The organism is Chryseobacterium sp. Tr-659 (assembly GCF_011752975.1).
In the GTDB taxonomy this organism is placed as follows: Bacteria; Bacteroidota; Bacteroidia; order Flavobacteriales; family Weeksellaceae; genus Chryseobacterium.
In genome coordinates this window covers 685,589-710,324 of sequence record NZ_VWWP01000001.1, presented here as the reverse complement: position 1 = coordinate 710,324, position 24,736 = coordinate 685,589, and the positions used below count along the sequence as shown (strand labels likewise).

Genomic DNA, 24,736 nt, shown 5'->3' with positions numbered 1-24,736 from the left:
AGTTTTTAAATGATTATTCAGCAGATAGTATCTTTTAAAATACATTCCTCAGAATATCACTTTAGGTAAAAAAAGACCGTCTTATGCGGACAGTCTTTTTATTTCTTACTTAAGAAGACTTAGCTCATAGGCCAAAGTCCATCATAAGATGAATTTCCGTAGGTAATACTTTCAGCGCTTATTACAAAGCTGATCAGCATATTATTGCTGTCAATTGCATCAAAATCTACTTCGTGCTGAATCACGTATCCATTTTCCCATTTCAAAGAGATCAGTGTTCCTTCTTCATGAGATTTGTTGAAATTAATTTCTCCGCTTGTCGGCTTATATTTGCTGTTCAGTAAACTTTCCAAAACATCAGATTTCTCTGTTGCTTCAATAGTTACTTTAATCAGTGCATTTGACGGATCAGATGCTACACGTCCTGAAACATCAGTAGCTCTCGAAACGCTGTAATTAAGTTTTAATAACTTTTGACCTTCACCTCCATTGAATTTTAAGATTCCTCTTGAATTTCCTGCCATATTCTTACATTTTAATCATTAACGACATCTCCTGTATATAGGATCTGTACAACAAAGATAGACTTCATGTTCTAATTTAAAAAGTTTTCAGGCAACAGTTTCAGAAATTGTAGTAGTTCTACGACTTTTTTATTTTCATTTCTGTTCAAGGGATATTTTTAAATCATAAACTTCTGGTTAATCAATAGTGTTTATAGATATAAGAAACAATGATAATAATCAGATTAACAATAACCATAGCCATTAACACACTACCATATTTTCTTTTCCGGTCTATAAAACTTAAACCAAGGGTTATAAAGAAAAGCAACAATGTGTAAACGGCAGGATACATCTGAAAAGCTTCTGAAAACTTCCCTTCAAATACCAGTACAATTGCTCTTTGAGCTCCACATCCGAGGCATTCTACTCCCAGAAATTTTTTACTGGGACATGTCAGCATGAAATCATCGATATTCATGATGTATTCTGATTAAATCTGTTTTTATTATGATGAAATTTTAGCTCTTGTATATTGATGCGGAAAAAAGCAGTCTTCTTTCATTTCAAAAGATCCCTGAACCGCAATATAAGGGTTTCTCAGAATTTCTCTTGCCACAAAAATCAGATCTGCATCACCATTCTGGAGAATCTCTTCTGCTTGTTCCAACTTTGTAATTAAACCCACTGCTCCTGTTTTTACAGAAGCCTCATTTCTCACCTGGGATGAAAAAGGTACCTGATATCCATCGAAAACCGAAATTTTAGCTCCATGGATATTTCCTCCGCTTGATACATCCACAAGGTCAACGGAATGTTCTTTTAATATTTTGGCCAGCTCAACGCTGCTCTGAATATCCCATCCGTTTTCAGCATACTCCGTCCCGGAAATTCTTACGAAGAGAGCGGTATTTTCATTCAATTCTTCATTCACAGCATCTACAATTTCGATCAAAAACCTGATTCTGTTTTCAAAGCTTCCTCCATATTCGTCTGTACGAATGTTGGAAAGTGGAGAAAGAAACTGATGAATAAGATAGCCGTGGGCTCCATGGATCTCTATGATATCAAAACCCGCCTTTACAGCTCTTCTCGCAGCTTTTTTAAAATTCTGCACCTGTTCTTTTACCTCATCTGTAGTCAGTGCATGCGGAATTCTTTCTGACGGATGATATGGAAGAGAACTTGGCGCAATGGTTTCCCAGCCTTGTTCAAGCGGAATCTGAACATTGTTCCATGTAGATCCTTTTCTTCCTGCATGTGCTAACTGAATCCCGATTCTGGTTTCCGAATTCTGATGAACAAATTCTACAATTTTCTGAAGCCTTTCTGCCTGTTCATCATTCCAGATTCCCATACAGTGATTCGTGATCCTTCCTTTCGGTTCTACTCCTGTAGCTTCCACAATAATTAAACCTGTTCCGCCTTGTGCCCTGCTTCCGTAATGTACGAAATGGAAATCATTGGCCATTCCGTTTTCACATGAATACATACACATGGGAGACATTACCCAACGGTTTTTCAACTCCAGATTCCTGAATTTTATTGGTGTGTATAACATTTTTTCTCTTTAAAAAAATTGAATTTTTCAACGGAAGAATAAAATATTGCCCACTTCATTAAAAAGAACTAATTTTACCCCCCTTTTTTAGTGTACAATATATGAAAAAAGATATACAGATCAGTTACGAATATTTTAAAAACAGCAGCGAGCTGAGTGATATAGAAAAAAAATTATTCGAAAGAGCAAAGGAAGCCCGAGAAAATGCCTATGCTCCTTACTCCCAATTTCTGGTAGGATGTTCCGTACTATTGGAAAACGGAGAAATTTACTCTGGAAATAATCAGGAGAATGCAGCCTATCCTTCCGGACTTTGTGCCGAAAGAACAATTCTTTTCTGGGTAGCCGCCAACTTTCCGGATGTCAGAATAAAAAAGATCTTCGTGGTGGGAGGCCCTATGCAATTTCATGAGAAGAATCCTCCGGTTCCGCCTTGTGGAGCCTGCCGCCAGAGTTTAATAGAATACGAAATCAAACAGAAAGAGAATATCGATCTTTATTTTTCAAGTATGAATGAGGAAGTTGTAAAAGTGCATGCTGTGAAAGATCTGCTGCCTTTCTATTTTGATTCAACCTTCTTATAAGCTCAAAAAAATTATAAATTTTCTTAAGCTGATTGAGCTGATCATGCCGATCTACGAAGAAAGCTGTGCAAAAAATTAAAACGTAAAAGAGGTTGTTCCATTTCTAAAACAACCTCTTTTTTTCTGTTACAGATTAATCTTCACTTTCGTCTTCTTCATCCTCATCATCTTCATATTGCTCCAGGTAGTAGCTGAAAGTGAAATCTTCTACTTCTTCTTCAGCATCCTCAAGGGTAGTCAGCAGATCTTCAAAAATTTCAAGCTGATCTACGGTCATATTAACGAATTCAAGGTGAAGCGGCATTTCAAAGTCACCTGTAATGGTATCAAAAAGGGCATCAAGATTATCACCAAAATGTTCAGGAAGCTTAATCTTTTCCTTTAACTGGGTGTAAAAATCTTCATAGTCGCCTATGTCTGTAAAATCTATATATACTGTCTTCATATTGAATTAAATTTCCAATTTTTATTGATCAGGAAAGCTTTGCATTTTTTACAGAAATCCGTTTCTTCATTAGTGGGATTCTTGCCTTCCGCATTTCTCATGAAACACATTTTTTCAGGGCAATGTGGCAGCCCCTGGGTATGTCCCAATTCATGAATGGCTATTTTATACAATTGCTCATCCTGATTTTCTTTATTGAGTCTGAATTTTGAAGCAACACAGGCTTTTCCGGGACGAAACCCTAGTCCCATGATTCCAAAATCTTTTATTTTTCCTCTTGTTGCACTGATATCTTTTGAAGTCAGACCAATCGTCACAAAACCTTCTTTAGTTTCAGCATTCAAAAACTTAATAATTGAATCTGCTCTGTAGCGATTTCTCTCTTTATAATAGGTATTCTCAGGGAATTCCATTGCGTCCAGCACTTCTACATTTGGATACACATTTCTTATTCCTTCTGCTACTTTTTGTACACTTTCCGCTCCGATATCTTTAAATGGCTGTATGCGTATGATAACCGGAGATTCCTGTACTTTTTCTTCTGTTTTCTGTTTTTCTGAACATGAAAGAATAAAGAAAAAAGCTAATGATAAAAAGTAAATCCTATTCTTGTGCAAAATTACTATTTATAGTGGTTTAAAAGCAAATTATACTTAGTCATTGCGAGGAGCTATGCGACGAAGCAATGACTATTTCACAACACTACTGTTTATCAAAACTCTTATAATGATTTTTGGTAAGATAAACATCTCCGTTCTGAGTATAAATAATCCGGTCTGCGTTTCTTCCACCGCAGTGATAGTTTACATCTGCTTCAAAATATTGTTCTCCATCCGGCAGTCTGCCTTCTCTGTTTCCGAATTTATCTCCACCAATGGCTTTTCCGGGAAGTACATCACAAAGATTTCCTTTTGAAGGATTCCAACCTTGTTTTCTTGCTTCATTTTTGGTGATATAATACTCCGGCAGCCTGTGATTTTGCTTCACATAGCTGATTACTGTTTTTTCTTCGGTAAGCTGATCAATAGAAACCTGCGATGAGGAATTTCCAGCATTGTACTGATCTCCCGTAGAAGTGCTTCCATAATTTACAGATTCTGTTTTCTGGGCATTGGAGTGGTCTTTCTTATCTGCAATAAAGTTATTATAAATGTACATTACAGACATCCCGAAAAGAAGTCCGAGACATATAAAAAATACAGCTCTTATTTTACTGTTCATAGCAAATTATTTAATGTAATAATGTATCTGTAAACAGTTTACCCATCATAGTGACATGGGGTAAACTGTTATATTATTTTAAGCCCTCCATTCTTCAGGAATATCACAAACCGGAATTGGATCCATTTTATGTTTCGCTGCTTTATGCATTCTGTCGAAGATCAGGAAAACTTCTTTATCTCTTCCTTCATAGTCTTCTGCCGTTTTAGTTCCATATTCTTTCTGAATTTCCTCCAGTTCAGGGTAAGTGGCACCGATTTGCTGCTCATCTGTTCTGTCTACATCCCAAAGCCCGTCTGTTGGAATCGCTTCCTGAATACTTTTGATGAGATTTAATCCTTTAGCCAAAGCATAGACTTCAGTTTTATAAAGATCAGCAATTGGAGAAACATCTACTCCTCCATCTCCATATTTTGTATAAAATCCGATCCCGAAATCTTCTACCTTGTTTCCTGTTCCGCACACCAAAAGACCGTTCAACTGCCCGTAATAATACAGGGTAAGCATTCTCAGGCGTGATCTTGTATTGGCAAAAGCCAGTTTTTCGTTAGGATAAAGATCATCTTTTACATCAAAAGTTTTATAAAGTTCCTCAAAAGCAGGTGTCAGATCTACAGACATTGTTTCTACATTCGGAAATCTGGATTTAAGATCATTCATATGATCCTGTGCACGGTCTACCTGGTCTGCTTTCTGGCGGATCGGCATTTCGATCAGCAATGTTTTCAATCCGGTCATTGCCGCCAATGTAGAAACCACTCCGGAATCCACACCACCGGAAACACCAATAACATATCCGTTCACTCTGGCTTTTGTTGCATAATCTTTTAACCATTCAACAATATGATCGATCACTTTTTGTGTCTGCATTCTTTATATTTTTTTAGTCTATTCCAAATTCTTTGGGGTATTTTACTACTCCTTTTATGTTTTTTAATCCGTCTTTTACCAATTCTACCGCCATTCCGTTTTCTTCAGGAATATCGAATGGAAAAGAAATTCCAAAATTACTCGTTTTTTCGTAACCAAAGCGTGGATAATAATTTTCATGTCCGATAAGAATCACAGACCCGTATCCTAAATCTTTAGCAATAAGATGTCCTTCCCGGATAAGCTTTCCGCCAATTCCCTGGCTTTGAAACTCAGGTTTTACTGAAACAGGTGCCAGTGCAAGCGAAGGGAAAGATTCTCCATCTCCTTCAATGGTAATTTTTGTAAACAGAATATGCCCGGCAATTTCACCGTCCTCGGTTTCTGCTACCAAAGATAATTCAGGAATAAAAGCATCGGACTGCCTCAATTTCTCAACAAGAAACTGTTCCTGATGATCACTGTATTCTATTTCTCTAAAAGCCTCTTCTGTAAGTTGAAAGACTTTTTGATGATCTTTTTCTTCTTCTTTTCTAATCAACATCTTTTGTTGTATGTTTTTCTCTTGTTAACTCATACCAGAAACATATTCCGTCTGATTCCTCAAACTCTCCGGTTTTTTCAAACCCTAATTTTCTTAAAATATGATTGGAAACCTCATGCTCTGAATGGGCACAAGCATAAATGACCTTTGCATTCAGATCGTTAAAACCATAATCCAGCGAAGCTATTCCCGCCTCCACAGCGTATCCTTTCCCCCAAGATTCAGGTAAAAAACGATATCCTAATTCCAACACATTTTTGTAACCGTTTATCTCTTGGGTCAGTAATTTTAATCCGCTCCATCCTATCAGAAGCCCGCTTTCTTTTTCCACAACGCCCAACCTTCCTACTCCATTTTCCTCATACTGCTTCCGAATCATGTTGATAACATCTTTTGACTGATGGATATCCGTCAAAACGGGTACTCCAATATATTTCATCACCTCAGGATTGGAATCCAAAAGAAATATGCGTTCAAAGTCTGTATCTTCAAGTTTTCTTAAAATCAGTCGTTTTGTTTCTATTTTCATAATGATGAGTTTTTATTCTTCTGCACCGAAAATCGTTACCTCTGTTTTTGTTCCTTTCTTAATATCTCTTTCTTTTATTTTATTTCCGGTTACATTCAGGGTTTGCAAAACCGGATTTCCAGAGATGTCAATATTTCGGAGTTGATTCTGTTCCACATTCAATTTTCTTAAGTTTCTGAGCTGTGTGGGATCAATTGTTTTTAATTGATTTAAAGATAATGTTAATTGGTTAATTTTCGGGGTTCCGTTCAACGAAATCCCTTCCAAAAGATTATTATCAAGATACAGCGAAGCCAGATTCTTCAGATTTTCCGCTTTGAATGAAGACGTCTTGCATCCTGTGCAGGAAAACAACTCCAGATTATCAAGATTACTTATTGAAATACCGGAAATTGCATTATCATCCAGTACAATCATTTTTACATTCTTGAAAAGATGCAGATCATCTGTAGAGGTAATTCCTTTCTGAACCAGGAATAAATTTGTAACCATACTCACTTCCGAAGGTTCCATTGTCCCGTTTTTATTCACATCGAAATTTTCGAGTACTGCTTTTTCAAAGTTTTTATCTTTAAATTCAAGCTTTTGGCCATAGAAAACAGAAAATCCTGTAATAAGGCAAAGGGCAGTAAATATTTTAATTTTCATCCTGAGTTGTGCATTTAATCCTTATTTTTGTGAACTTAAATTCCATGTAAAAATAATGAAGATTTTTAGATATATTGCGCTTTCTTCTATTTTGGTTGCCGGATTGAGCTCCTGCAAAAAAGAACCTGAAAATCAATGGAAGGTAGAAGTAAAAGAACCTGCCGAAAAAATTGAAATAACAGACATTTCCAAAGAATTCTACAACCCGAATATTCCGCTGGAGCAATTTAAATCCAAATTCCCATGGTTCCAGGGAAGCGTTTCTGATGCAGATTTTGGAAAAAGAAGGGCGGATGCAGAAGAAATAAAAATCTACAAAGAAGCGATTGGAAAAATAGACCTGGCAAAGCTTCAGAATGAGCTTCAGAGCTTATTTTCGCATATCAAATATTATTTCCCAAAGTTTAAAAGCCCTAAAGTATACTTGTTTTCATCTGCCTTGCAAATGGTTCAGGATCCGATTTTCTACGACCAGAAAGGAAATCTTCTGTTCATTGATGTTACCGGATTCTTGGGAGACGGAAATGCTCATTATAAAGGGCTGGAGCTGTATTTCCAGAAATCGATGAACCCTCAGAATATTGTTCCTAAGGTGTCACAGCTTTTTGCTGAAAACATTGTTACGGAATCTCCCGACCACCAGAAATTTATTGATCAGATTATTCTGAATGGAAAAGTGATGGTTCTTCAGGACGCTTTTCTTCCTGATTTCCCTGATTATCTGAAAATGAATTATACGCAGAAACAATACCAGTGGGCCACTGCTAATGAAGCCAATATCTGGAATTATTTTGTAGAAAGTAACCTGATCTTTGGAGATGATCCGAGACTGGGAGAGCGTTTTATTTCACCTGGCCCGTTCTCAAAATTTTATACTGAAATAGACAATGAATCTTCCCCTCAAATCGGGATTTTTACAGGATGGCAGATCTGTAAAGCATACCTAAAGGAGAAACCGGAAACAAAGCTTACTGATTTTCTGAAAATGGATGCGACCGCCATATTTAATCAGTCCGGTTATAAGCCAACTGTAACGAAATAGATCATATCTCATACCTATATAAGACCTTTTGTATAAACAAGGGGTCTTTTTTATTTTCAACACAAATCAAAATGCATATGGAAAATTTAATTAGTATTCGAAATTTAAATTACGGATTTACTAGTGATAAGCTTATCCTGAAAAATATTGATCTTTCGGTTCCGAAAGGTAGTATTTTTGGCTTCCTCGGAGCGAATGGAGCTGGAAAATCCACTACTATGAAAATGCTTATCGGCAGTATTCCTGACGACCACAATGCCATCCGGATTTTTGACAAAGATCTATCGAATCTGTACCCTGAAGGGTTTGATAAAATCGGGAGTCTGATTGATACTGCAGCATTCTATGATCATCTTTCGGGATGGGATAATCTTATCATTATTTCCAGACTTCGGAATTTACCGGAATCTGAGTGCGAGCGGGTTTTACATCTGGTAGGCCTTTGGGAAAGCAGAAAAATGAAAATGAAGAAATATTCCCTGGGAATGAAACAAAGATTATCCATTGCCATGACTTTGCTTGGAAAACCTGACCTTCTGATTCTTGATGAGCCTGTAAACGGACTGGACCCAAACGGAATGCTCGAGATGCGGGAACTATTAATCAAACTCAACCAGGAAGAAGGAGTTACTATTTTTATTTCAAGCCATCTACTTCAGGAAATTGAAAAAATGATTACTCATCTTGCAATTATTTCTCATGGCGAAATTCGTTTTACAGGAAGTATACATGATCTCAATGAACTTTACAGATACAATCATATCAGAATAGGAATTAATAATGCTTCTCAGTTCATAACTGAAATCCCGGAAAGCTATTCTGCAAAAATCATTAATGATCATACCATAGAAATTACCGCAGAATCTAAAGAAAATATTGCAAACCTTATCAAAAAACTGGTTTTGAATAATGCGGAGATTTTTGAAATCAAAAACAATGCAGGTCTTGAAGACTGGTTTATGGAAATCACAAAAAACTAAAACACAGATGAAAAAATTAATGACAGCCATCGGAACAGAATGGCTAAAAACAAAAGGATTAGGATTAACCTATATTGCTGTTATTCTCGGGGCTTTAATACCACTTCTTGCTTTTATTCCCGGATTTTTCAAGAAAAGCCTTGTTATAGAAGGAACCCTCAAATATTCAATATTCGAAGATGCCATTAGCGGAACTGCTATTAAGTATTTTACATTTTTTATTCTGCTGTTATTTGTGATTATCGCCGCTAACAGAATAGCGCAGACTGATCACAAAAATAATGGCTGGCAACTGATGGAAACACAGCCGGTAAGCAGACTTCAATTATATGTATCAAAATACGTTATTTTAATATTTCTGTGCTTTATATGTATCATTTCTTATTTTGGATTTAATATCATTTTAGCTTTAGCAGACTATTATATACATCCTGATCCCGCCAAACTCATATCTTTTGATACCATCTGGATGATTGAAACTTTTGTCAGGATCCTCGTAACGATTTTAGGAATTGCAGCTCTTCAGCTTTGTATTTCAGTTGCTTTTCAAGGTTTCATATGGTCATTTCTTATTGGTTCTCTCGGACTGGCTTCGAATATTACCTCTCTTGTACAGAAACAGGCTTATTTTTTTAACCCTTATAGCTCTCTGTATACTTTCTGGAATGCTCCTGAAATAAAGAATCTGAACAGTTTCATCTCCCATTCTGAATACATGAGTCTTTTCTGGATGGTTATTTTTCTTATTCTTGGCTATTTCTGGTACAGCAAGAAAGGGTTTAAAAATGCATTCCTGAAAAATAAAAAACAGATTTTCATTTCATTGGCAGGACTCTTCATTGGTTCGGGGCTGCTTTATATTTTCCAAAAGCCCAACCCTTATCACAGTGACGGGACAGGAGTTGTTATTAAGGGAAAACTGGAAACGGATCTTAAGATAGACTCTGTACGAATCTATTCTAAAGATTTTCATAAAAAAATTGGTGCCGCAGCGGTTAAAAATAATACCTTCAGCTGGGTGACCACACAAGCTCTTCCTTTAGATGAATATCTTCTGGAGATCGGAAATAAGAAAGTAAATATCATCATGGCCAATGGTGACTGGTTCAATTTCGATATTAAACTGAATACTACTCAGCTGGTATCTTATGTACAATCTAACCGAAAAGCGGATCAGGTATATAAGAACAGTGAAAATTCTTTTGGATATGAATTTCAGTATGCATTGGAAAAGCAGAATTATAACAATGATCCTACAAAATTTTATGATCTGGCAGAGTCTGATTGGAAAGAAAACAAAAGAATTCTCAATGTATTTGCCGATCCTGAAAATAATGCACTTTCAGAGGATTATAAACAGTACAGAAGGCAGCTGATGGCTATTGAGTACCTGAATGAGATCAATAATTATAGAAAAATGACTTCTTTAACCGACTCCAGGTTTGCTCCTCCTGCTCCTTTTTTAAAAGAACTTAATGAAAATATTCAGAAACCCGGTGAACTTTTAAGCAGGAATGATAATTATCTGCAATATAAACTGGATCAGTTATTGTCTGATAAAGATCAGGTTTCCAATCCGGACAGTATTCTTTTCGTAAAGATTGATCAAATGCCAAAAGGGCTTTCTAAAGATCAACTCCTGTCAAAACATTTAACAAAATCCATAGAGTTACAAACAGATAGTACTGCAAGAAATAAGCTTTTCAACAATGAAATCGGTAAGGTTTCAAATGTCGATTATAAAAAGGCTCTTTATTCAAAGCTAGACGAGATCAACAGATCTCAAAAGGGTTCTGTATTTCCGGATATTACACTTCTCAGCGATAAAGGGATTACTCAAAAGCTTTCAAAATATAAGGGGAAATATGTGGTAATAGATTTTTGGGCTACCTGGTGTGGCCCTTGTAAGCAGATCCGCCCTGTATTTGAGTCGAGAAGTTATCAATACAGACATTATGATAATATCCAGTTTATTTCTATCAGCCTTGATGAGGAGCAATCTAAATGGACGAATTATTTAAAAACGAAAACATCCAATATTCCACAATTCTGGCTCGTCAATGCAGAACAATTCATGAATAAATACAAAATTCAGTCTATTCCAAGATTTATTATCATTGATCCGGAAGGAAAGATTTATAATTTCAATACACCATTTCCTGATGAAGATAATTTCGTAGAAATTTTAGATAAGCTCAAGAAGTATTAACTTTGCTGAAAAATTTTAGATTGATATGAGAAAAACTCAGATTACGATAGATGTAGAGCTTGATGAAAACCATGTTCCTGAAAATATTACATGGAATGCTCAGGATGGAGGTATTGAAAAGGAAGAAACTAAAGCTACAATGATCTCTGTTTGGGATGATAAAACTAAGGAAGCGCTAAGAATCGACCTATGGACAAAGGAAATGCCTGTGGATCAAATGAAGATGTTCATCCACCAGATCTTAATATCTTTAGGAAGCACCTATCAGAGAGCAACCGGAGAGGAAGATGTTGCACAATGGATGGAAGAAATTGCTGAAGAATTTGCAGTGAAATCCGCAATAAAATAAAATGTAAAACAATTTGAAAATGGGATAATTTGAAAAATGAAGGAGTTATGGTTACCCAGCTAGTAATTCTATTTTCAAATGGTCTCCTTTTCAAATTATCAAATTATAATAAATATGAATTTTAATACAAAAGTAATTCACGGAGGGCAGCATCACGAGTCTGCAACGGGTTCTGTAAATGTTCCTGTATTTTTAACCTCTACATTTGCACAGAAAAGCCCGGGGGTACATTCCGGATATGAATATTCAAGAGCTGCCAACCCTACAAGACAGGCACTGGAAGATTCTTTGGCCAGTATTGAAAACGGAGCGAGAGGTTTGGCATTCGGTTCCGGTCTTGCAGCCATAGACTGTGTTTTAAAATTATTAAATCCTGGTGATGAAGTAATTGCAGTAGATGATCTTTATGGTGGTACTTACAGAATGTTCACAAGACTTTTTGAAAAGTATCAGCTGAAATTTACTTTCGTGAATTTTGATGATGTTTCTAAAATTGCTGATGTTATCACTGATAAAACAAAATTGATCTGGGTAGAAACTCCAACGAACCCATTGATGAAATTGGTAGATATCAAAGCGGTTGTAGAAATTGCCAAAGGAAAAGATATTTTAGTAGCAGTAGACAATACTTTCGCTACTCCTTATATCCAGAGACCTATTGATCTTGGGGCTGATATTGTAATGCATTCCGCCACCAAATATTTAGGAGGCCACTCTGATGTTATTGCCGGAGCTCTTATTGCTAAAGATGCTGAACTGGGAGAAAAACTTCATTTTATCCAGTTTGCAAGCGGCGGTATTTTGGGTCCTCACGATTCTTATCTTGTATTGAGAGGAATCAAAACTTTAGCGTTAAGAATGCAGAGACATTCTGATAATGGCCTTGCTGTGGCAAAATATCTTGAAACTCATCCTGCTGTAGATAAAGTAATTTATCCAGGGTTAGAATCTCACCCTCAATATGAGCTGGCGAAATCTCAGATGAAGGAATCCGGAGGAATGGTTTCATTCACTTTCAAATCAGGAAAGAAAGAAGATGCCATCAAATTCTTAGAGAAAGTAAGAGTATTCACATTGGCTGAATCTTTAGGAGGTGTAGAGTCTTTGGCTAACCACCCTGCTTTGATGACTCATGCTTCCATTCCGGCAGAAAAACGTGCTGAATTAGGAATTACCGATGATCTTGTACGTTTAAGTGTTGGTATTGAAGATGCAGAAGATCTTATTGCTGATCTTGAAAAAGCCTTTTCTTAGCATTTTAAAATAATTTATAATGAGAAAGATTCAATTTTTTCTGATCGTAAGTCTTTTCAGTCAGATTATATATTCTCAGGTCAAAACCACCGATGAACTATATAAGACAGCCAAAAAGCTGGACAGTCTGATATTTGATATAGGATTCAATAAATGTGATCTTTCTCATTATACTTCTATCGTTAGTAACGATCTCGAGTTTTATCACGACAAAGGAGGGATTACTTCCGGAGAAAAAGCCTTTACAGCTTCCATCAAAAATAATATCTGCGGGGGGCCCAATAAAGTAAGACGGGACCTCGTTCCCAACAGCATGAAAGTGTACCCTTTGTACAATAATAATGTTTTGTATGCTTTTATAGAAGAAGGGGAACATGATTTCTTTGAATTTTCCAATGGAAAATGGGTTCAGGGAAGCCGTGCAAAATTTACTATTTTGTGGGTCTTGGAGGATAAACAATGGAAAATGAAAAGGGTATTAAGCTACGATCATCATTTATAGTTCATATGAAAAACACCAGAAAAGCTTCTATTAAAGATTTAAATCAATTAGCAGAATTATTTGACCAATACAGGATTTTTTACCACAAAGAATCCAACATTCCTGCTGCCGAAAGTTTTCTAAAAGAACGAATAGAAAACCACGATTCTGAAATTTTTGTGGCAGAAAACGAAGGTAAACTGACAGGTTTTGTTCAATTATATCCTATATTTTCGTCTACAAGAATGCAGCGTTACTGGCTGCTGAATGATCTTTATGTCAACGAATCTCACAGGGGAAAAGGTTATTCCAAAGCATTGATTGAAGAGGCTAAAAACCTCTGCAGATCATCCAATGCCTGCGGAGTACTTCTGGAAACAGGGAAAAGCAACGATGTAGGAAATCAATTATATCCTGCCTGCGGTTTTGAACTCTATGATTCTGTGAATTTTTACGAATGGACGAACAAAGACAACTAATCATTAAAAATAGAAAATAAATGATGAATGAATAGAATTTAATTTCATTCTGCAATCTTAATTCTTATTTTTATGATTCAAATCCATAACCAAAAAACAAAAATATGACTGATTTTCAAAAATACATTCAAAGATATTTAGATCAGATCCCATCAGAAAACTGGCTGAACGAATTAAAAATATCTGCGGATAAAACAATAGGAATTTATTCTAATCTCACAGAAGAGCAATCCAATTTTGCTTACGCTGAAGGAAAATGGACCCTAAAAGGACTTTTACTTCATCTATCAGACACGGAAAGAGTTTTTCAGTACAGAATGCTGGCCTTTGCCAGAGGTGATAAAAATAATCTACCCGGCTTTGACGAAAACGAATACGCAGACCAGTCTTTTGCTGATACAAGAACTTTAGAATCGTTATTGGAAGAGTATAAACTGGTTAGAAAATCCTCTGAGATCCTGCTTGAAACTCTTCAGCCTTCCGCTCTGCAAAAAACAGGAATCGCCAATGGTAATGAAGTAAGCGTGGAAACCATCGGAAAGCTTATTGTAGGTCATAATTATCATCACCTGAATATCATCGAGGAAAGGTATTTATCTAAGTTGGGATGGATGTAAGATAAAGGCAACTCTAAGTTCTGCTTCTTTAATCATAAGATTTAAACAAAATACCATCTTAATTTTCGATGAGGTCATTAAAAAAATTAAGCATCACTGAAAGTATTCAATCTAAAAAACTGATTTTTGAGGAAAGTACATTTGATAAGTTTGATACCATTACAACCTATTTTGGCTTTTTGGTATTGGCTGGCATGTCTATTTTTTTACTCAAAGATATAAAACCTTCCCTTAATAATAGTTTAGAATATCTGATTCTCATATGTTTGTTCATTTTTAGCATCTATGTCTTATACTGTAAATACACCGAGAAGTGCTTAAAAGAAATTCCATTTGTCATTTCTAAAGAAGAAGCAAAAAGCAGAATTATTGAGTATGGTAAAAAACATCACTATAGAGTTTCAAAAACTTCCAACAATCTTATTTTCCTTAACGAAGCCACGGATCTCTACAGTCCTGGAAAAGAATATGAACAGACAACCGTTGTGTTTTTCACAAATAATGCTATTTTTTATACTTTAATTAAAGAAGGATCAAGATCAAATTTCACAGTACTAATTTCTCAACATTTAACCAAAAGGGACTTCAAAAAAATACTACACCCAAAATATAGTGAACCTATAAAACGTGAAACTTATTTTAATTCTTTTTTTCACGGGTTATAATCTTTATAAATTTTGAAAATAATTTCAACTTTAAATTGAATGAGTTAAAGCCCATTTCTATTGAATAAGATATATATAGACTTATTAATTATTACATTCAACATATCAAAGCATCAATAGGAACGGGATTTAGCCCGTTTTCACATTATATACACATCTTCTGGCTTTAGCCAAAACTTAAAAATCAATCCATATTTACATCTTGATTTTTTGTCTAAAATTCTTATATTTTCTACCTTTATCAACTATTTGAATTCAAATAAAATTATGGAAAATATTATTGAAATATTAAAATCCGGCGGAACAATTCTTTACCCTACCGATACGATCTGGGGAATAGGTTGTGATGCGACTAACATAGAAGCTGTCAACAAGATTTTTGACATCAAAAAACGTGAGAAAAACAAGTCCATGATTATTCTTGTAGAGTCTGAAAAAAGATTACAGGACCTTGTGGATGTTCCGGAAATGGCATGGGAAATTATTGATTTGAGTGAAAAACCGGTCACTATTGTTTATGAAAACCCGAGGGGTCTTCCCAAGGAGCTTCTTGCTGAGGACGGAACTATCGGAATCCGATTGGTAAAGAATGATTTCTGTAAAAAACTGATCTCCAAATTAAATAAACCATTGGTATCCACATCAGCTAATTTCAGTGGTGAGAAAAGCCCGTTAAAATTCTCTGATATCTCCCAGGAAATGATTGATCTTGTAGATTATGCGGTTGAAGAAGATAGAGAAAAAGTTTCAAAATATTCGGGCTCTTCGGTCATCAAAATATGGAGTGACAACAGGATAAAAGTTCTGAGAGAATAAAAATCCGGTATCGATTTGTTTATTTTTTAGAGTCTTGTCTATTCATATCGGCAGGATTTCTTTTTTTTAATTTTATCTTTGCAAACTCAACTCATAAATTATTTGCTATGAATCATCAGGAATTTGCCCAAATGTGGGTAAATGCATGGAATGCCCATGATCTGGAGGATATCCTCTCCCATTATTCGGATGATATTGAAATTACCACTCCCATGATTGCTATGGCTACCGGAGGTAAGGAGAGCTCTTTGCAGGGAAAAAAAGCAGTTCGTGAATATTGGAGAAAAGCGTTGGATAAGTTTCCGGATCTTCATTTTGATCTGATTCATTCAACGGCGGGAGTAGATTCTGTAGCGCTATTTTATAAGTCCATTATGGATAAACATGCAGTGGAAGTCATGTTTTTTAATGACGAAGGAAAAATTAGTAAAATGTATGCCCATTATGATTAATGAGTGACATTGGTAGAAATTGACACTATTATTAACGATGAAAATTAATCTTAATCAAAATAAAAATTTAAAACTTTTTAAAACCATTTCTGAAGCAGCGGAAAGGAATAATCAGTCCGTATATATTGTGGGCGGTTATGTTCGCGATCTTCTGATGAAAAGAAAAGCTTCTACGGATATTGACTTTGTAACGGAACAAAGCGGTATTGAACTTGCCCAAAATGTGGCACAGGATCTTGATCCTAAATTAAAGGTTTCTGTTTTCAAAACATATGGAACCGCGATGATTAAATATAAAGAACTTGAGCTTGAATTTGTAGGCGCAAGGAAGGAAAGCTATACAGAAAACAGCCGAAAACCGGAAGTAGAAGGCGGAAGCCTTGAAGATGACCAAAAAAGAAGAGATTTCACCATTAATGCAATGGCTATTTCTTTAAACAAAGACAATTTTGGAGAGCTGATTGACCCGTTTAATGGTGTTGAAGATCTTGAACAAGGAATTCTGAGAACTCCTCTTGAGCCTGCCCAGACGTACTCCGATGATCCGTTGAGAATGATGAGAGCGGTGAGATTTGCATCAACTTTAAATTTTAAAGTGGAAGAAAATTCTTTAGAAGCTATCAGACAAGAAGCAGAAAGAATCAAAATTGTTTCTATGGAAAGAATTATGGTGGAATTCAACAAGATCATGACGTCTGTAAAACCTTCCGTGGGATTAAGATTAATGGAACAAACCGGACTTTTAAAGCTGGTGATCCCCGAATTGCTCGAACTTAAAGGAGTGGAAGAAGTTGAAGGGCAAACCCACAAAGATAATTTTTACCATACGCTGGAAGTAGTAGATAATATTTCTGAGAATACAGATAACCTATGGCTTCGTTGGTCTGCTCTGCTTCACGATATTGGAAAAGCACCTACTAAAAAATTTGTAGAAGGTACAGGCTGGACTTTCCATGGCCATGAATTTCTAGGATCAAAAATGGTAAAAACCCTTTTTCAGCGACTAAAATTACCATTAGGAAGCGACATGAAGTATGTTCAGAAAATGGTAAAACTCTCGTCCCGTCCTATTGCTCTGATTACAGATGACGCTTCAGATTCAGCGCTGAGAAGGCTTTTATTTGATGCAGGTGAGGACCTTGAAGATCTTTTTACGCTTTGTAAAGCAGATATTACCACGAAAAACTCTAAAAAGCAGGAAAAATTCAAAAGAAATTTTGAATATGTAGCGGTAAAAATCAAGGAGGTGGAAGAAAAGGATCAGGTAAGAAATTTTCAGCCGCCAATCACTGGAGAGGAGATCATGGAAATGTTTAACCTTAAGCCGGGTCGTGAAATCGGTATTCTCAAAGAAAAAGTAAAAGAAGCAATTCTTGAAGGTGAAATTCCTAATGAAAAGGAAGAAGCTGCAAAGTTTGTGATTGCCGAGGCTGAAAAGCTGGGATTAAAAATATAATATAATCTATTCTTAAAAATTAACCCGGCGGGATGTTCCATCCCGCCGGGTTTTTATATGATTATTACTGAAAACAAAGCCGGCCGGTTTCTTCGAAACCGGCCGGAAAAAAACACAAATGATGAAAAAATAAAATATTAATACCGAAGTATTAATCTTTTAGTTCCAATATACTCCGTTTGAGCCAATACCTGCAGAGAATGTCTTGATAATAGATCCTGAAGTATTGTAAACTACAATAGTACTTGCTTTAGTAAATCCGTTTGAATCGGAAGTAAAGATCATACCGTTTACCACACTGAATCCATAAAGAGCAGAATATTGATCAACACTGTTGGCTACCGTAAATAACGGGGAGGTAGGAGCTGTAGTAGCACTCATATCCATTGTATAAACGTTTTTCCCTGAAGTAAAGTAATATTTTCCGTTTGAAATTTCAATGTTTTTAGCATTGGCAATTCCTGTTAAAGTAGTTGTTTTAGTAATATTCCCAGCGCTTGAGATCTGATAGATATAAGAATCTGTTGTACCTCCGGCAATCGCGTAAACATTCTGGTTGTTAGAAATAATTTTGCTGATATCTCCATTGGGTAATGTAATGGTAGACTGAATATCATTCGTTGATGTATTGATCATTGTGATCTTGTTTCCAAAACCGAATGATGCATTCTGTACGAAGATATTATTCTGAGCTTCTACCACTCTTTCAACAGGATCTGTAAATGTGATTTTTTTAACAAAAGAAAGGTCTGATGCCTTGTAGATACTCACGTATTTATCTCCCTGATACTTATCATTCGTCACATAGAGATTGTTGTTGGCAAAAGCCATATAACGAGGGTTATCAAGTCCGTTTGTTATTTGACCTGTTGCTTTGAAGTTGGAACGGTTAACAATCTGAATTTTATTAGAATTATTCAGCAATAAATACACTTTATCTCCATACACGGAAATCGTTTGTAATACGTCACCTAATTTTGCTCCTCCATTATTCTGTGAAAAAATATCATCCTGCTTAAGGGAAAGATCAGGAGTTACAAAAGTTACTTCTGCACTTGGAGTTCCATATTTACCTTCATTGGCAATCAGGAATCCGTTTCCGTAGAATACTTCATTTTCTACAGTACTGTCTGTGCTACAAGATGCCACACCCAAAAGAAGGGTAAAAGCAAAAAGAAGGTGTAAAAATTTGTTACGTTTCATATTTTCGTTTTAAAAATTAATACTTGCATAAATACTGTAATTTCTCTTAGGCATCGGATAAAAAGATACCGTCTGGTAAACAGTATTGGTAATATTGTTCACTTTAAATCCTAAAGTGTACTTTTTGAAAAGATCTGCGGAAATTCCGGCATTGACAATAAAATACGGATCAATCGCTGAAGATCTTTTTTCGTCGGATGTGGTATATGTAAGTCCATTAAAAAGCCCCTGTACGTACACTTTAATGAAATCATAGCGATAATCTATGTTTCCGACCGCTTTATGAAGGGGAACATACATCATTTGCATCCGGGTATCTTTATTAATTGATTTCGAATAGGTATAGCTACCATTCAGCTTCAGACTATGTTTTCCAAAACTTCTGTTCCAGGTAACCTGAGATTCCAGACCGTAAGATTCAGCTTTCGATGTATTGAAAGGTGCCCAATATCCTTCAGGAGTAGGCATCCAGCTGATAAGATTTTTAATATCCATATAATACGGACTCAGCATCACTTTAAGATTTCCGAATCTGAATTCATGGTTCATATCGATATTAGAAGAGGTTTCCGGCTGTAGATTAAGATTTCCTCCCGGCTGCCAATAAAGATCATTAAAAGAAGGATATCTGAAATTCTTTGAAAAGTTCGCCCCCACATGATACCATTTTACTATATCCCATTTTCCTGAAAATGAATATAAAACCGGAGATGAGATATCTTCTACAAAATCTTTTTTGATTCCGGCTTCCAGACTGAAATCTTTTGTTGCAAAATATCTGACCAAGCCGGCTAAAGAGCCTATATTTCTACTGATTGATCCGAATCCTGTATCATAACCTTTTCCTTTATTAACCTGAAATTCCCCAATCGCATTGATGTTGAGTTTAGGAGTAATAAAATAATTAAAATCGTTTTTAAAAATATAATTTTTCCCTGCTGCACCGCTCGATTTCGTTGAAGCAATATCTGAAAAATACTGGTAATTATCTTCGGTATAAGCCGCTTTTAAGCTGTTTGACAGATTCGTTTTATTAATATCCCAAGAAATAAGGCTTCTCAACGTCTGTGCATTATATTTTGTCTTATTTCCATTCGCTTCAAAAATCGGATAATGCTGTGAAGCATCAAACATCTGATTCTGCCAGGAAATAGTCTGATGAGCTGCAATCTTATAAGAAGCTCCGATATTGACTGACGTATTGTAATACCTGCCGTTGATATTTGTAAAACCTGTGCTTCCTACAACAAATTCAGGGACTTCATAATTGTTTTCGCTGCTCACATAATTTCCGGAAACTTTAAAACTGAATTTATCATTACTATAAGAACCTTTAACAAAATTATTATAGGTATTGAATGATGCTGCTTCTGAAAATAATGAGCCATGAAAGCCTTTATTAAAATCGAGTGTATTATTTAGGTGAATGCTTCCTCCGATTGCTCCGCTTCCATAGATCACACTTCCCCCGCCGGATTTCACCCCAATCTGATCATACCCGAATGTAGGAATATTATTTACGTCTCCCTGTCCCAAAAAACTGGAGTTGATATTAATTCCGTTCCATACAAAAGCAGTCTGCTGTGCAGTAGTTCCTCTGAAAGATGGTGAAGAAACAGCACCACGCCCGTTTTCTTTAATGTAAATCTGAGATTGAAACCTCAACAGATCAGAAAGGTTAGTTGAATTCTTTTCCACATCTTCTGACGAAATGGTGGTCACAGGATGAAAGAGTTTTACTCTACTCATCTGATTGTCGAAGATATAAATAGTATCAATGGCTTTCTCTTGTCCAAAAAGAAAACAGCCATACGATGAAAAAAGCAGTACTAAAGATCTTTTTATATCCATACTTTTTTACTTTTCCTCCGAAAGCAATATGATTTTTAAATTATAATTCCGGCAGGTCTCCTGACTTTCGCTTCCTGTGCCTTCCCGTTAAATACAGTGGCTTTTTACAGAAAATTGTATTGCGATTTACAGTTGCGGGGACAGTCCGGGAGTTTCACCCGATTCCCTTTTCATTCCAATATACTGGAAACCAAAATTTTTGCAAAGATAGGTTTTTATATGTATTCCCCAAAAAGTGAACTCAGAGAGCACATACGCGGTCTTTTGGTGGATTTAAATGTTTAATTATTACATATGAATTTAAAACTGGATATTTATTAGCTATCAAATCAATAAAAATTGTTGAATTTAATTTTACAAAAAATAAGTCTAAATTATCCGGGATATAAGTTTGGGCTAAAGCCAATACAATGGTATATAATGCAAAAACGGGCTAAAGCCCGTTCCTATTAATATTTTTATATGTTATATGTTATACTATTTACCGATAACTTCAGTAATCGGGTTTCCTACATTTCCGCTTGGGAACTGAATTTTCAATAGAGAAGATACGGTAGGCGCAATATCCGTCATATGATATGCTTTATTACTTTCCCCATGCTGTACTCCCCATCCCATGAAAATTAATGGAATGTGTGAATCATAAGAATTCCATACGCTATGTGTTGTTCCGGTTTTAGAATACGGAGGAAGCATAGAATCATGAGAAATTAACTGGATATCTCCACTTCTCTGTCTGTTGATACCGTTAATGATTCTCTGTTTGATTGGCTCCGGAATACTAGATCCCTGAACTTTCTCCACATCAACAGCATATAAAACAGTAGGATCTTTTTCCAGTTCTTTCACCGTAAAATCTTTCACATCATCCAGTTCAAGTTTTTTGTCTGCCAATACTTTTCTGTCAAAATAGATCTGATAATTATCAATAGCGTTAATCAGCTGATCAGCCCCGAATTTATCTTTAAGTTTCTGATTAAGATTCTTCTCTGCTCCTTCACCGAAGAAACCAGTCGGGATTTTATGCTCCTTAAGAAATCCTACAGAGTGAGCGCCACCGTGATCGGCAGATAAGAAAACAGTATACTCTCCTTTTCCTACTTTTGAATCCAGATATTTGAAGAATTCTGCAAGATCCTGATCTAATCTGATATAAACATCTTCAACTTCAATAGAATTAGGCCCAAATTTATGTCCGGCATAATCTGTAGAAGCAAGGTTGATTGCTAAAAAGTCAGTAATATTGTCTCCCCCCAGTTTTTCTCCTTCTACAGAAGCTTCAGCCAACTTCAAGGTCAGTGTATTTCCGAAAGGTGTATAACGAATGTTGTCTTTTTTATTCTGATAATCCTGAGCTAAATTACTGTAAGGGAAAGTAGGTGTTTTTGCACTTCCTAACAGACCTTCCCATGAAGAATTGTCTGGCGAACTTTCCGTATACTGATTGATAGGAAGCAGGGTATTCCAACCATTCGCTACTAATTTTTCAGGAAGATTCTGTGAATTGAATGATTTTACCCATTGAGGAAGATCATTCATATACCATGTACTTGTAATGAAATTCCCAGTACTGTCATCAAACCAGAAAGCTCCATTAGGCGTATGGCCTGCAGGAAGAATAGAAGCACGGTCTTTCAGAGAAACTCCGATTACTTTCCCCTGGAAGTTGGTTGCCAGTCTTAATTCATCGGTAACGGTTGTTGACCAAAGGTTTTTCGGTGAGTGGCTTCCTATTTTTGCATTGGTTGTTCCTACCGGCTGAACACTTTCATCCGCAGTACAATATACTCCTTTACCAGTTTCTTTATCCGTCCAGTCATTTCCGGCAATACCGTGAATAGCAGGTACAGATCCTGTATAAATACAAGTATGCCCCAAAGCCGTAATGGTAGGAACATAAGGAATATGAACATTATTTAAAGAATATCCGGTATTCAATAATCTTTTGAAGCCTTCATTTCCGTATTTTCCGTAAAAACGGTACAGATAATCCCAACGCATCTGGTCTACTACCAGACCTACCACTAATTTCGGTCTTTCAAGTTGGGTATTTTTGTTCTTCTGTGCATTGATTGTAACTACGGACAATAAAGTAGCTGCCGCAATTGAAATGTTCCTAAGCATCCAAGTAAAATTTTTATTGACAACAAATTTAAGGGTTTTGAAAGTTTTGGAGTGTGAAATTTTATTTAAATTTGAATTTCATTCAATTCCAAGAGATTCTACTATGATTTTAGGCGTATACTGGTATTATAAATTTCCTGAAAATTTATATGATTTTCAATTTTTCAAATTCTTTCGGGGCTATGGCGGCCATGCTAATAACCCGGCCGAGCTCGAAACAAAGGTACAATTAGAAAATCCTGAAGATTTTATAAAAAAACTGGAAGACCTGAAAACACAGTTTCCCAAAACGTATTTACATCTAAAAATAAGTGGCAGCCAACTGATAATTACCACTGGAGATTTTATGCTTTTTGATTATCATTTTCAGTTTGCCATTGAGATTGAGAAATTGCTATCCCGTGAAAATGCTGTTTTATTGGATATACAGGCACCTATTGATGTGTTGTCTAGTAAAAATTACCGCCCGGAACAGGAAAAGTTTGAAAATATAGAACATCGGTTTATTCAGATGGCCAGCTCTGATTTCAAGGAAAATAATGCTGAAAACTTCTCCATCCGAATCGATTGCAACCTTCCTTTAGCTGACAAAAATGACCTTATTAATGATCTGGTTCATATCTGTAATGAAGAAAACCTCAACGTATTTTATTATAATGATTCCGATTTTAAGGATCATTGCAACCTGATGCTCTTTTTTACCAATGGCAGACAAAAAAAAGATGCCATTCAAAACGTTCATATTAATTCTTTTGGAAGTAAAGTACGACATCTGACCGAAAAGTTCCCTCTCCTCCACTTCGGACATCTTGAAGGACTTCAACATTATCCGTTAAACGGCCCTCACATAAATATCATCACAGATGAAGAGTATATTATAAATAAGAAATAAAAACACTTCAATTTTATAAAGCAGTTTCATGGAAATAAAAAAACTACAAAAATTAACTCACGATCCAGGTTTCAATTGGGGACATAACGGATACACAACGGATACAAGATACGTGGTTTCATCTATTGAATTTGGAAGTTCTTTTGAGTTTACCTTAAAACAAAAAGCTTTGCCTTATACCAAAACATGGGAAACAACTTCTGAAGAATTTGAAGAGCTTAACAACATCATTGAAAAAAACAGTTCTTTCGGAGCTTTTATTAATGGTGAATTAGCCGGATGGATCATATGCGAACAAAGAACATGGAACAACAGCTTTTACATAGAAAATATCCTGATTGATGAAAAGCACCGAAGACAGGGAATCGGGATTATGCTGATCAAAAATGCTATTAAAGAAGCCCGAAAGCTAGGCTGCAGAGTAATTGAACTTGAAACACAAAACACCAACTACCCTGCCATACAATTTTACAGAAGAATAGGCTTTAATATCACCGGTCTCAATACCAGATTATATGAAAATTCTGATGAAACAGCTCTTTTTATGACCTTAGATCTAGAGTAGTTTCCAAGCATCAGATCTTAATTATTAAAACACTTGTCGGTGTGTTAAAATTTTTCTACATTAGTAATCAACAAATTAAAAACATTAATTACTATGAAAAATTTAAAGAAATTAAAGAGAAATCAACTAGTATTGATTGCCGGTGGAGACACAGCATATGCGTTATGCGACAGTAATGGCTATTGTCCTCCTACAGCAGGCAACTATTACTGCAGCAACGGTACCTGTTATAGAAGCAATGGCGGCGGCCCCGGAGGTGGCGGACCTTGCAATGAACCGCAGCGTCTTTGCCAGGAATGGGAAGTAGGATGTGGATGTGTTTATATTTAAATATATTGTTAGATAAATTAAGGGCGGCTTTTCCGCTCTTTTTTATTTACAATATAATAAATGCAT

Annotated in this window: 29 protein-coding genes and 1 riboswitch; of the genes, 16 read left to right on the top strand and 13 right to left on the bottom strand. The window is 35.9% G+C overall.

Annotation, left to right across the window (positions count from 1 at the left end; genetic code table 11):
• Positions 1–119: 119 nt before the first annotated feature.
• From tssD to namA, 3 genes are all read right to left on the bottom strand, one after another.
• Positions 120–524 (bottom strand): type VI secretion system tube protein TssD, encoded by a 405-nt coding sequence (tssD, locus tag F3J23_RS03125; protein WP_167023921.1) that lies wholly within the window; start codon positions 522–524, stop codon positions 120–122.
• A 181-nt stretch (positions 525–705) separates the two neighbouring features.
• The gene (locus F3J23_RS03120) at positions 706–984 is read right to left on the bottom strand and encodes a DUF2752 domain-containing protein (RefSeq protein WP_167023918.1); all 279 of its coding nucleotides are present in this window, start codon (positions 982–984) and stop codon (positions 706–708) included.
• A gap of 27 nt (positions 985–1,011) precedes the next feature.
• Positions 1,012–2,064 (bottom strand): NADPH dehydrogenase NamA, encoded by a 1,053-nt coding sequence (namA, locus tag F3J23_RS03115; protein ID WP_167023915.1) that lies wholly within the window; start codon positions 2,062–2,064, stop codon positions 1,012–1,014.
• 101 nt (positions 2,065–2,165) lie between these two features.
• On the opposite strand from namA, the gene F3J23_RS03110 reads away from it, so the two are divergent.
• Positions 2,166–2,648: a cytidine deaminase gene (locus F3J23_RS03110; protein WP_167023912.1), complete on the top strand. Its 483-nt coding sequence runs from the start codon at positions 2,166–2,168 to the stop codon at positions 2,646–2,648.
• A gap of 133 nt (positions 2,649–2,781) precedes the next feature.
• On the opposite strand, the gene F3J23_RS03105 is transcribed toward F3J23_RS03110, so the two are convergent.
• The 7 genes from F3J23_RS03105 to F3J23_RS03075 form a co-directional block, all read right to left on the bottom strand.
• Complete coding sequence (locus tag F3J23_RS03105) at positions 2,782–3,093, bottom strand: barstar family protein (RefSeq protein ID WP_167023909.1); 312 nt, start codon at positions 3,091–3,093, stop codon at positions 2,782–2,784.
• On the bottom strand, positions 3,090–3,710 hold the full coding sequence (locus F3J23_RS03100) for a Zn-dependent protease (RefSeq protein WP_167023906.1): 621 nt from the start codon (positions 3,708–3,710) through the stop codon (positions 3,090–3,092). Before F3J23_RS03100 ends, F3J23_RS03105 begins: the two co-directional genes overlap by 4 nt.
• An 85-nt stretch (positions 3,711–3,795) precedes the next feature.
• The gene (locus tag F3J23_RS03095; protein WP_228455250.1) at positions 3,796–4,314 is read right to left on the bottom strand and encodes a ribonuclease domain-containing protein; all 519 of its coding nucleotides are present in this window, start codon (positions 4,312–4,314) and stop codon (positions 3,796–3,798) included.
• Between the two features lie 78 nt (positions 4,315–4,392).
• Positions 4,393–5,184 carry an NAD(+) synthase gene (nadE, locus tag F3J23_RS03090; protein ID WP_167023903.1) on the bottom strand — a complete coding sequence of 264 codons (792 nt, stop codon included), beginning with the start codon at positions 5,182–5,184 and terminating at the stop codon, positions 4,393–4,395.
• Positions 5,185–5,197: 13 nt separating this feature from the next.
• A complete protein-coding gene (locus F3J23_RS03085) occupies positions 5,198–5,728 on the bottom strand; it encodes a GNAT family N-acetyltransferase (protein WP_167023900.1) in 531 nt (176 codons plus the stop codon).
• A complete protein-coding gene (locus F3J23_RS03080) occupies positions 5,718–6,257 on the bottom strand; it encodes a GNAT family N-acetyltransferase (RefSeq protein ID WP_167023897.1) in 540 nt (179 codons plus the stop codon). Before F3J23_RS03080 ends, F3J23_RS03085 begins: the two co-directional genes overlap by 11 nt.
• 12 nt (positions 6,258–6,269) lie before the next feature.
• Entirely contained in the window at positions 6,270–6,905 is a 636-nt protein-coding gene (locus F3J23_RS03075; RefSeq protein WP_167023894.1) for a leucine-rich repeat domain-containing protein, read from the bottom strand.
• Between the two features lie 55 nt (positions 6,906–6,960).
• On the opposite strand from F3J23_RS03075, the gene F3J23_RS03070 reads away from it, so the two are divergent.
• The 12 genes from F3J23_RS03070 to F3J23_RS03015 all read left to right on the top strand — a co-directional run bounded on the left by F3J23_RS03070 (position 6,961) and on the right by F3J23_RS03015 (position 17,705).
• On the top strand, positions 6,961–7,947 hold the full coding sequence (locus F3J23_RS03070) for a gliding motility protein GldB (RefSeq protein ID WP_185156423.1): 987 nt from the start codon (positions 6,961–6,963) through the stop codon (positions 7,945–7,947).
• A 77-nt stretch (positions 7,948–8,024) separates the two neighbouring features.
• Positions 8,025–8,927 carry an ABC transporter ATP-binding protein gene (locus F3J23_RS03065; protein WP_167023891.1) on the top strand — a complete coding sequence of 301 codons (903 nt, stop codon included), beginning with the start codon at positions 8,025–8,027 and terminating at the stop codon, positions 8,925–8,927.
• A gap of 7 nt (positions 8,928–8,934) precedes the next feature.
• Positions 8,935–11,136, top strand: a complete 2,202-nt coding sequence (locus tag F3J23_RS03060) for a thioredoxin-like domain-containing protein (RefSeq protein WP_167023887.1) — start codon at positions 8,935–8,937, stop codon at positions 11,134–11,136.
• Between the two features lie 25 nt (positions 11,137–11,161).
• A complete protein-coding gene (gene gldC / locus F3J23_RS03055; protein ID WP_167023884.1) occupies positions 11,162–11,485 on the top strand; it encodes a gliding motility protein GldC in 324 nt (107 codons plus the stop codon).
• Positions 11,486–11,599: 114 nt separating this feature from the next.
• Positions 11,600–12,739 carry a cystathionine gamma-synthase gene (locus F3J23_RS03050; protein WP_047492187.1) on the top strand — a complete coding sequence of 380 codons (1,140 nt, stop codon included), beginning with the start codon at positions 11,600–11,602 and terminating at the stop codon, positions 12,737–12,739.
• A 19-nt stretch (positions 12,740–12,758) separates the two neighbouring features.
• Entirely contained in the window at positions 12,759–13,241 is a 483-nt protein-coding gene (locus tag F3J23_RS03045) for a DUF4440 domain-containing protein (RefSeq protein ID WP_167023881.1), read from the top strand.
• A 5-nt stretch (positions 13,242–13,246) separates the two neighbouring features.
• Complete coding sequence (locus F3J23_RS03040) at positions 13,247–13,699, top strand: GNAT family N-acetyltransferase (protein ID WP_167023878.1); 453 nt, start codon at positions 13,247–13,249, stop codon at positions 13,697–13,699.
• A 104-nt stretch (positions 13,700–13,803) separates the two neighbouring features.
• The gene (locus F3J23_RS03035) at positions 13,804–14,316 is read left to right on the top strand and encodes a DinB family protein (protein WP_167023875.1); all 513 of its coding nucleotides are present in this window, start codon (positions 13,804–13,806) and stop codon (positions 14,314–14,316) included.
• 68 nt (positions 14,317–14,384) lie between these two features.
• Positions 14,385–14,981, top strand: a complete 597-nt coding sequence (locus F3J23_RS03030; protein ID WP_167023872.1) for a hypothetical protein — start codon at positions 14,385–14,387, stop codon at positions 14,979–14,981.
• 267 nt (positions 14,982–15,248) lie between these two features.
• Positions 15,249–15,797 carry an L-threonylcarbamoyladenylate synthase gene (locus F3J23_RS03025; RefSeq protein WP_167023869.1) on the top strand — a complete coding sequence of 183 codons (549 nt, stop codon included), beginning with the start codon at positions 15,249–15,251 and terminating at the stop codon, positions 15,795–15,797.
• A gap of 107 nt (positions 15,798–15,904) precedes the next feature.
• Positions 15,905–16,249 (top strand): nuclear transport factor 2 family protein, encoded by a 345-nt coding sequence (locus tag F3J23_RS03020; protein WP_167023866.1) that lies wholly within the window; start codon positions 15,905–15,907, stop codon positions 16,247–16,249.
• 37 nt (positions 16,250–16,286) lie between these two features.
• The gene (locus tag F3J23_RS03015; RefSeq protein ID WP_167023863.1) at positions 16,287–17,705 is read left to right on the top strand and encodes a CCA tRNA nucleotidyltransferase; all 1,419 of its coding nucleotides are present in this window, start codon (positions 16,287–16,289) and stop codon (positions 17,703–17,705) included.
• Positions 17,706–17,864: 159 nt separating this feature from the next.
• Here F3J23_RS03015 and F3J23_RS03010 read toward each other — a convergent pair whose 3' ends face one another.
• The 3 genes from F3J23_RS03010 to pafA all read right to left on the bottom strand — a co-directional run bounded on the left by F3J23_RS03010 (position 17,865) and on the right by pafA (position 22,883).
• Positions 17,865–18,908 carry a DUF5074 domain-containing protein gene (locus F3J23_RS03010; protein ID WP_167023860.1) on the bottom strand — a complete coding sequence of 348 codons (1,044 nt, stop codon included), beginning with the start codon at positions 18,906–18,908 and terminating at the stop codon, positions 17,865–17,867.
• A 9-nt stretch (positions 18,909–18,917) separates the two neighbouring features.
• Entirely contained in the window at positions 18,918–20,759 is a 1,842-nt protein-coding gene (locus tag F3J23_RS03005; RefSeq protein WP_167023857.1) for a TonB-dependent receptor plug domain-containing protein, read from the bottom strand.
• Between the two features lie 32 nt (positions 20,760–20,791).
• Positions 20,792–20,969, bottom strand: a riboswitch (cobalamin riboswitch).
• Positions 20,970–21,236: 267 nt separating this feature from the next.
• Complete coding sequence (gene pafA / locus F3J23_RS03000; protein ID WP_167023854.1) at positions 21,237–22,883, bottom strand: alkaline phosphatase PafA; 1,647 nt, start codon at positions 22,881–22,883, stop codon at positions 21,237–21,239.
• A gap of 103 nt (positions 22,884–22,986) precedes the next feature.
• On the opposite strand from pafA, the gene F3J23_RS02995 reads away from it, so the two are divergent.
• The 3 genes from F3J23_RS02995 to F3J23_RS02985 all read left to right on the top strand — a co-directional run bounded on the left by F3J23_RS02995 (position 22,987) and on the right by F3J23_RS02985 (position 24,670).
• A complete protein-coding gene (locus F3J23_RS02995; RefSeq protein ID WP_167023851.1) occupies positions 22,987–23,775 on the top strand; it encodes a hypothetical protein in 789 nt (262 codons plus the stop codon).
• A 28-nt stretch (positions 23,776–23,803) separates the two neighbouring features.
• Entirely contained in the window at positions 23,804–24,340 is a 537-nt protein-coding gene (locus F3J23_RS02990) for a GNAT family N-acetyltransferase (protein ID WP_167023848.1), read from the top strand.
• A 93-nt stretch (positions 24,341–24,433) separates the two neighbouring features.
• Complete coding sequence (locus F3J23_RS02985) at positions 24,434–24,670, top strand: hypothetical protein (protein ID WP_167023845.1); 237 nt, start codon at positions 24,434–24,436, stop codon at positions 24,668–24,670.
• The last annotated feature ends 66 nt before the right edge of the window (positions 24,671–24,736 follow it).

Bases quoted from the DNA above. Each gene is read 5' to 3' on its own strand.
- tssD (WP_167023921.1), bottom strand. From the start codon at position 524: ATGGCAGGAAATTCAAGAGGAATCTTAAAATTCAATGGAGGTGAAGGT.
- F3J23_RS03120 (WP_167023918.1), bottom strand. From the start codon at position 984: ATGAATATCGATGATTTCATGCTGACATGTCCCAGTAAAAAATTTCTG.
- namA (WP_167023915.1), bottom strand. From the start codon at position 2,064: ATGTTATACACACCAATAAAATTCAGGAATCTGGAGTTGAAAAACCGT.
- F3J23_RS03110 (WP_167023912.1), top strand. From the start codon at position 2,166: ATGAAAAAAGATATACAGATCAGTTACGAATATTTTAAAAACAGCAGC.
- F3J23_RS03105 (WP_167023909.1), bottom strand. From the start codon at position 3,093: ATGAAGACAGTATATATAGATTTTACAGACATAGGCGACTATGAAGAT.
- F3J23_RS03095 (WP_228455250.1), bottom strand. From the start codon at position 4,314: ATGAACAGTAAAATAAGAGCTGTATTTTTTATATGTCTCGGACTTCTT.
- nadE (WP_167023903.1), bottom strand. From the start codon at position 5,184: ATGCAGACACAAAAAGTGATCGATCATATTGTTGAATGGTTAAAAGAT.
- F3J23_RS03085 (WP_167023900.1), bottom strand. From the start codon at position 5,728: ATGTTGATTAGAAAAGAAGAAGAAAAAGATCATCAAAAAGTCTTTCAA.
- F3J23_RS03080 (WP_167023897.1), bottom strand. From the start codon at position 6,257: ATGAAAATAGAAACAAAACGACTGATTTTAAGAAAACTTGAAGATACA.
- F3J23_RS03075 (WP_167023894.1), bottom strand. From the start codon at position 6,905: ATGAAAATTAAAATATTTACTGCCCTTTGCCTTATTACAGGATTTTCT.
- F3J23_RS03070 (WP_185156423.1), top strand. From the start codon at position 6,961: ATGAAGATTTTTAGATATATTGCGCTTTCTTCTATTTTGGTTGCCGGA.
- F3J23_RS03065 (WP_167023891.1), top strand. From the start codon at position 8,025: ATGGAAAATTTAATTAGTATTCGAAATTTAAATTACGGATTTACTAGT.
- F3J23_RS03060 (WP_167023887.1), top strand. From the start codon at position 8,935: ATGAAAAAATTAATGACAGCCATCGGAACAGAATGGCTAAAAACAAAA.
- gldC (WP_167023884.1), top strand. From the start codon at position 11,162: ATGAGAAAAACTCAGATTACGATAGATGTAGAGCTTGATGAAAACCAT.
- F3J23_RS03050 (WP_047492187.1), top strand. From the start codon at position 11,600: ATGAATTTTAATACAAAAGTAATTCACGGAGGGCAGCATCACGAGTCT.
- F3J23_RS03045 (WP_167023881.1), top strand. From the start codon at position 12,759: ATGAGAAAGATTCAATTTTTTCTGATCGTAAGTCTTTTCAGTCAGATT.
- F3J23_RS03040 (WP_167023878.1), top strand. From the start codon at position 13,247: ATGAAAAACACCAGAAAAGCTTCTATTAAAGATTTAAATCAATTAGCA.
- F3J23_RS03035 (WP_167023875.1), top strand. From the start codon at position 13,804: ATGACTGATTTTCAAAAATACATTCAAAGATATTTAGATCAGATCCCA.
- F3J23_RS03030 (WP_167023872.1), top strand. From the start codon at position 14,385: ATGAGGTCATTAAAAAAATTAAGCATCACTGAAAGTATTCAATCTAAA.
- F3J23_RS03025 (WP_167023869.1), top strand. From the start codon at position 15,249: ATGGAAAATATTATTGAAATATTAAAATCCGGCGGAACAATTCTTTAC.
- F3J23_RS03020 (WP_167023866.1), top strand. From the start codon at position 15,905: ATGAATCATCAGGAATTTGCCCAAATGTGGGTAAATGCATGGAATGCC.
- F3J23_RS03015 (WP_167023863.1), top strand. From the start codon at position 16,287: ATGAAAATTAATCTTAATCAAAATAAAAATTTAAAACTTTTTAAAACC.
- F3J23_RS03010 (WP_167023860.1), bottom strand. From the start codon at position 18,908: ATGAAACGTAACAAATTTTTACACCTTCTTTTTGCTTTTACCCTTCTT.
- F3J23_RS03005 (WP_167023857.1), bottom strand. From the start codon at position 20,759: ATGGATATAAAAAGATCTTTAGTACTGCTTTTTTCATCGTATGGCTGT.
- pafA (WP_167023854.1), bottom strand. From the start codon at position 22,883: ATGCTTAGGAACATTTCAATTGCGGCAGCTACTTTATTGTCCGTAGTT.
- F3J23_RS02995 (WP_167023851.1), top strand. From the start codon at position 22,987: ATGATTTTAGGCGTATACTGGTATTATAAATTTCCTGAAAATTTATAT.
- F3J23_RS02990 (WP_167023848.1), top strand. From the start codon at position 23,804: ATGGAAATAAAAAAACTACAAAAATTAACTCACGATCCAGGTTTCAAT.
- F3J23_RS02985 (WP_167023845.1), top strand. From the start codon at position 24,434: ATGAAAAATTTAAAGAAATTAAAGAGAAATCAACTAGTATTGATTGCC.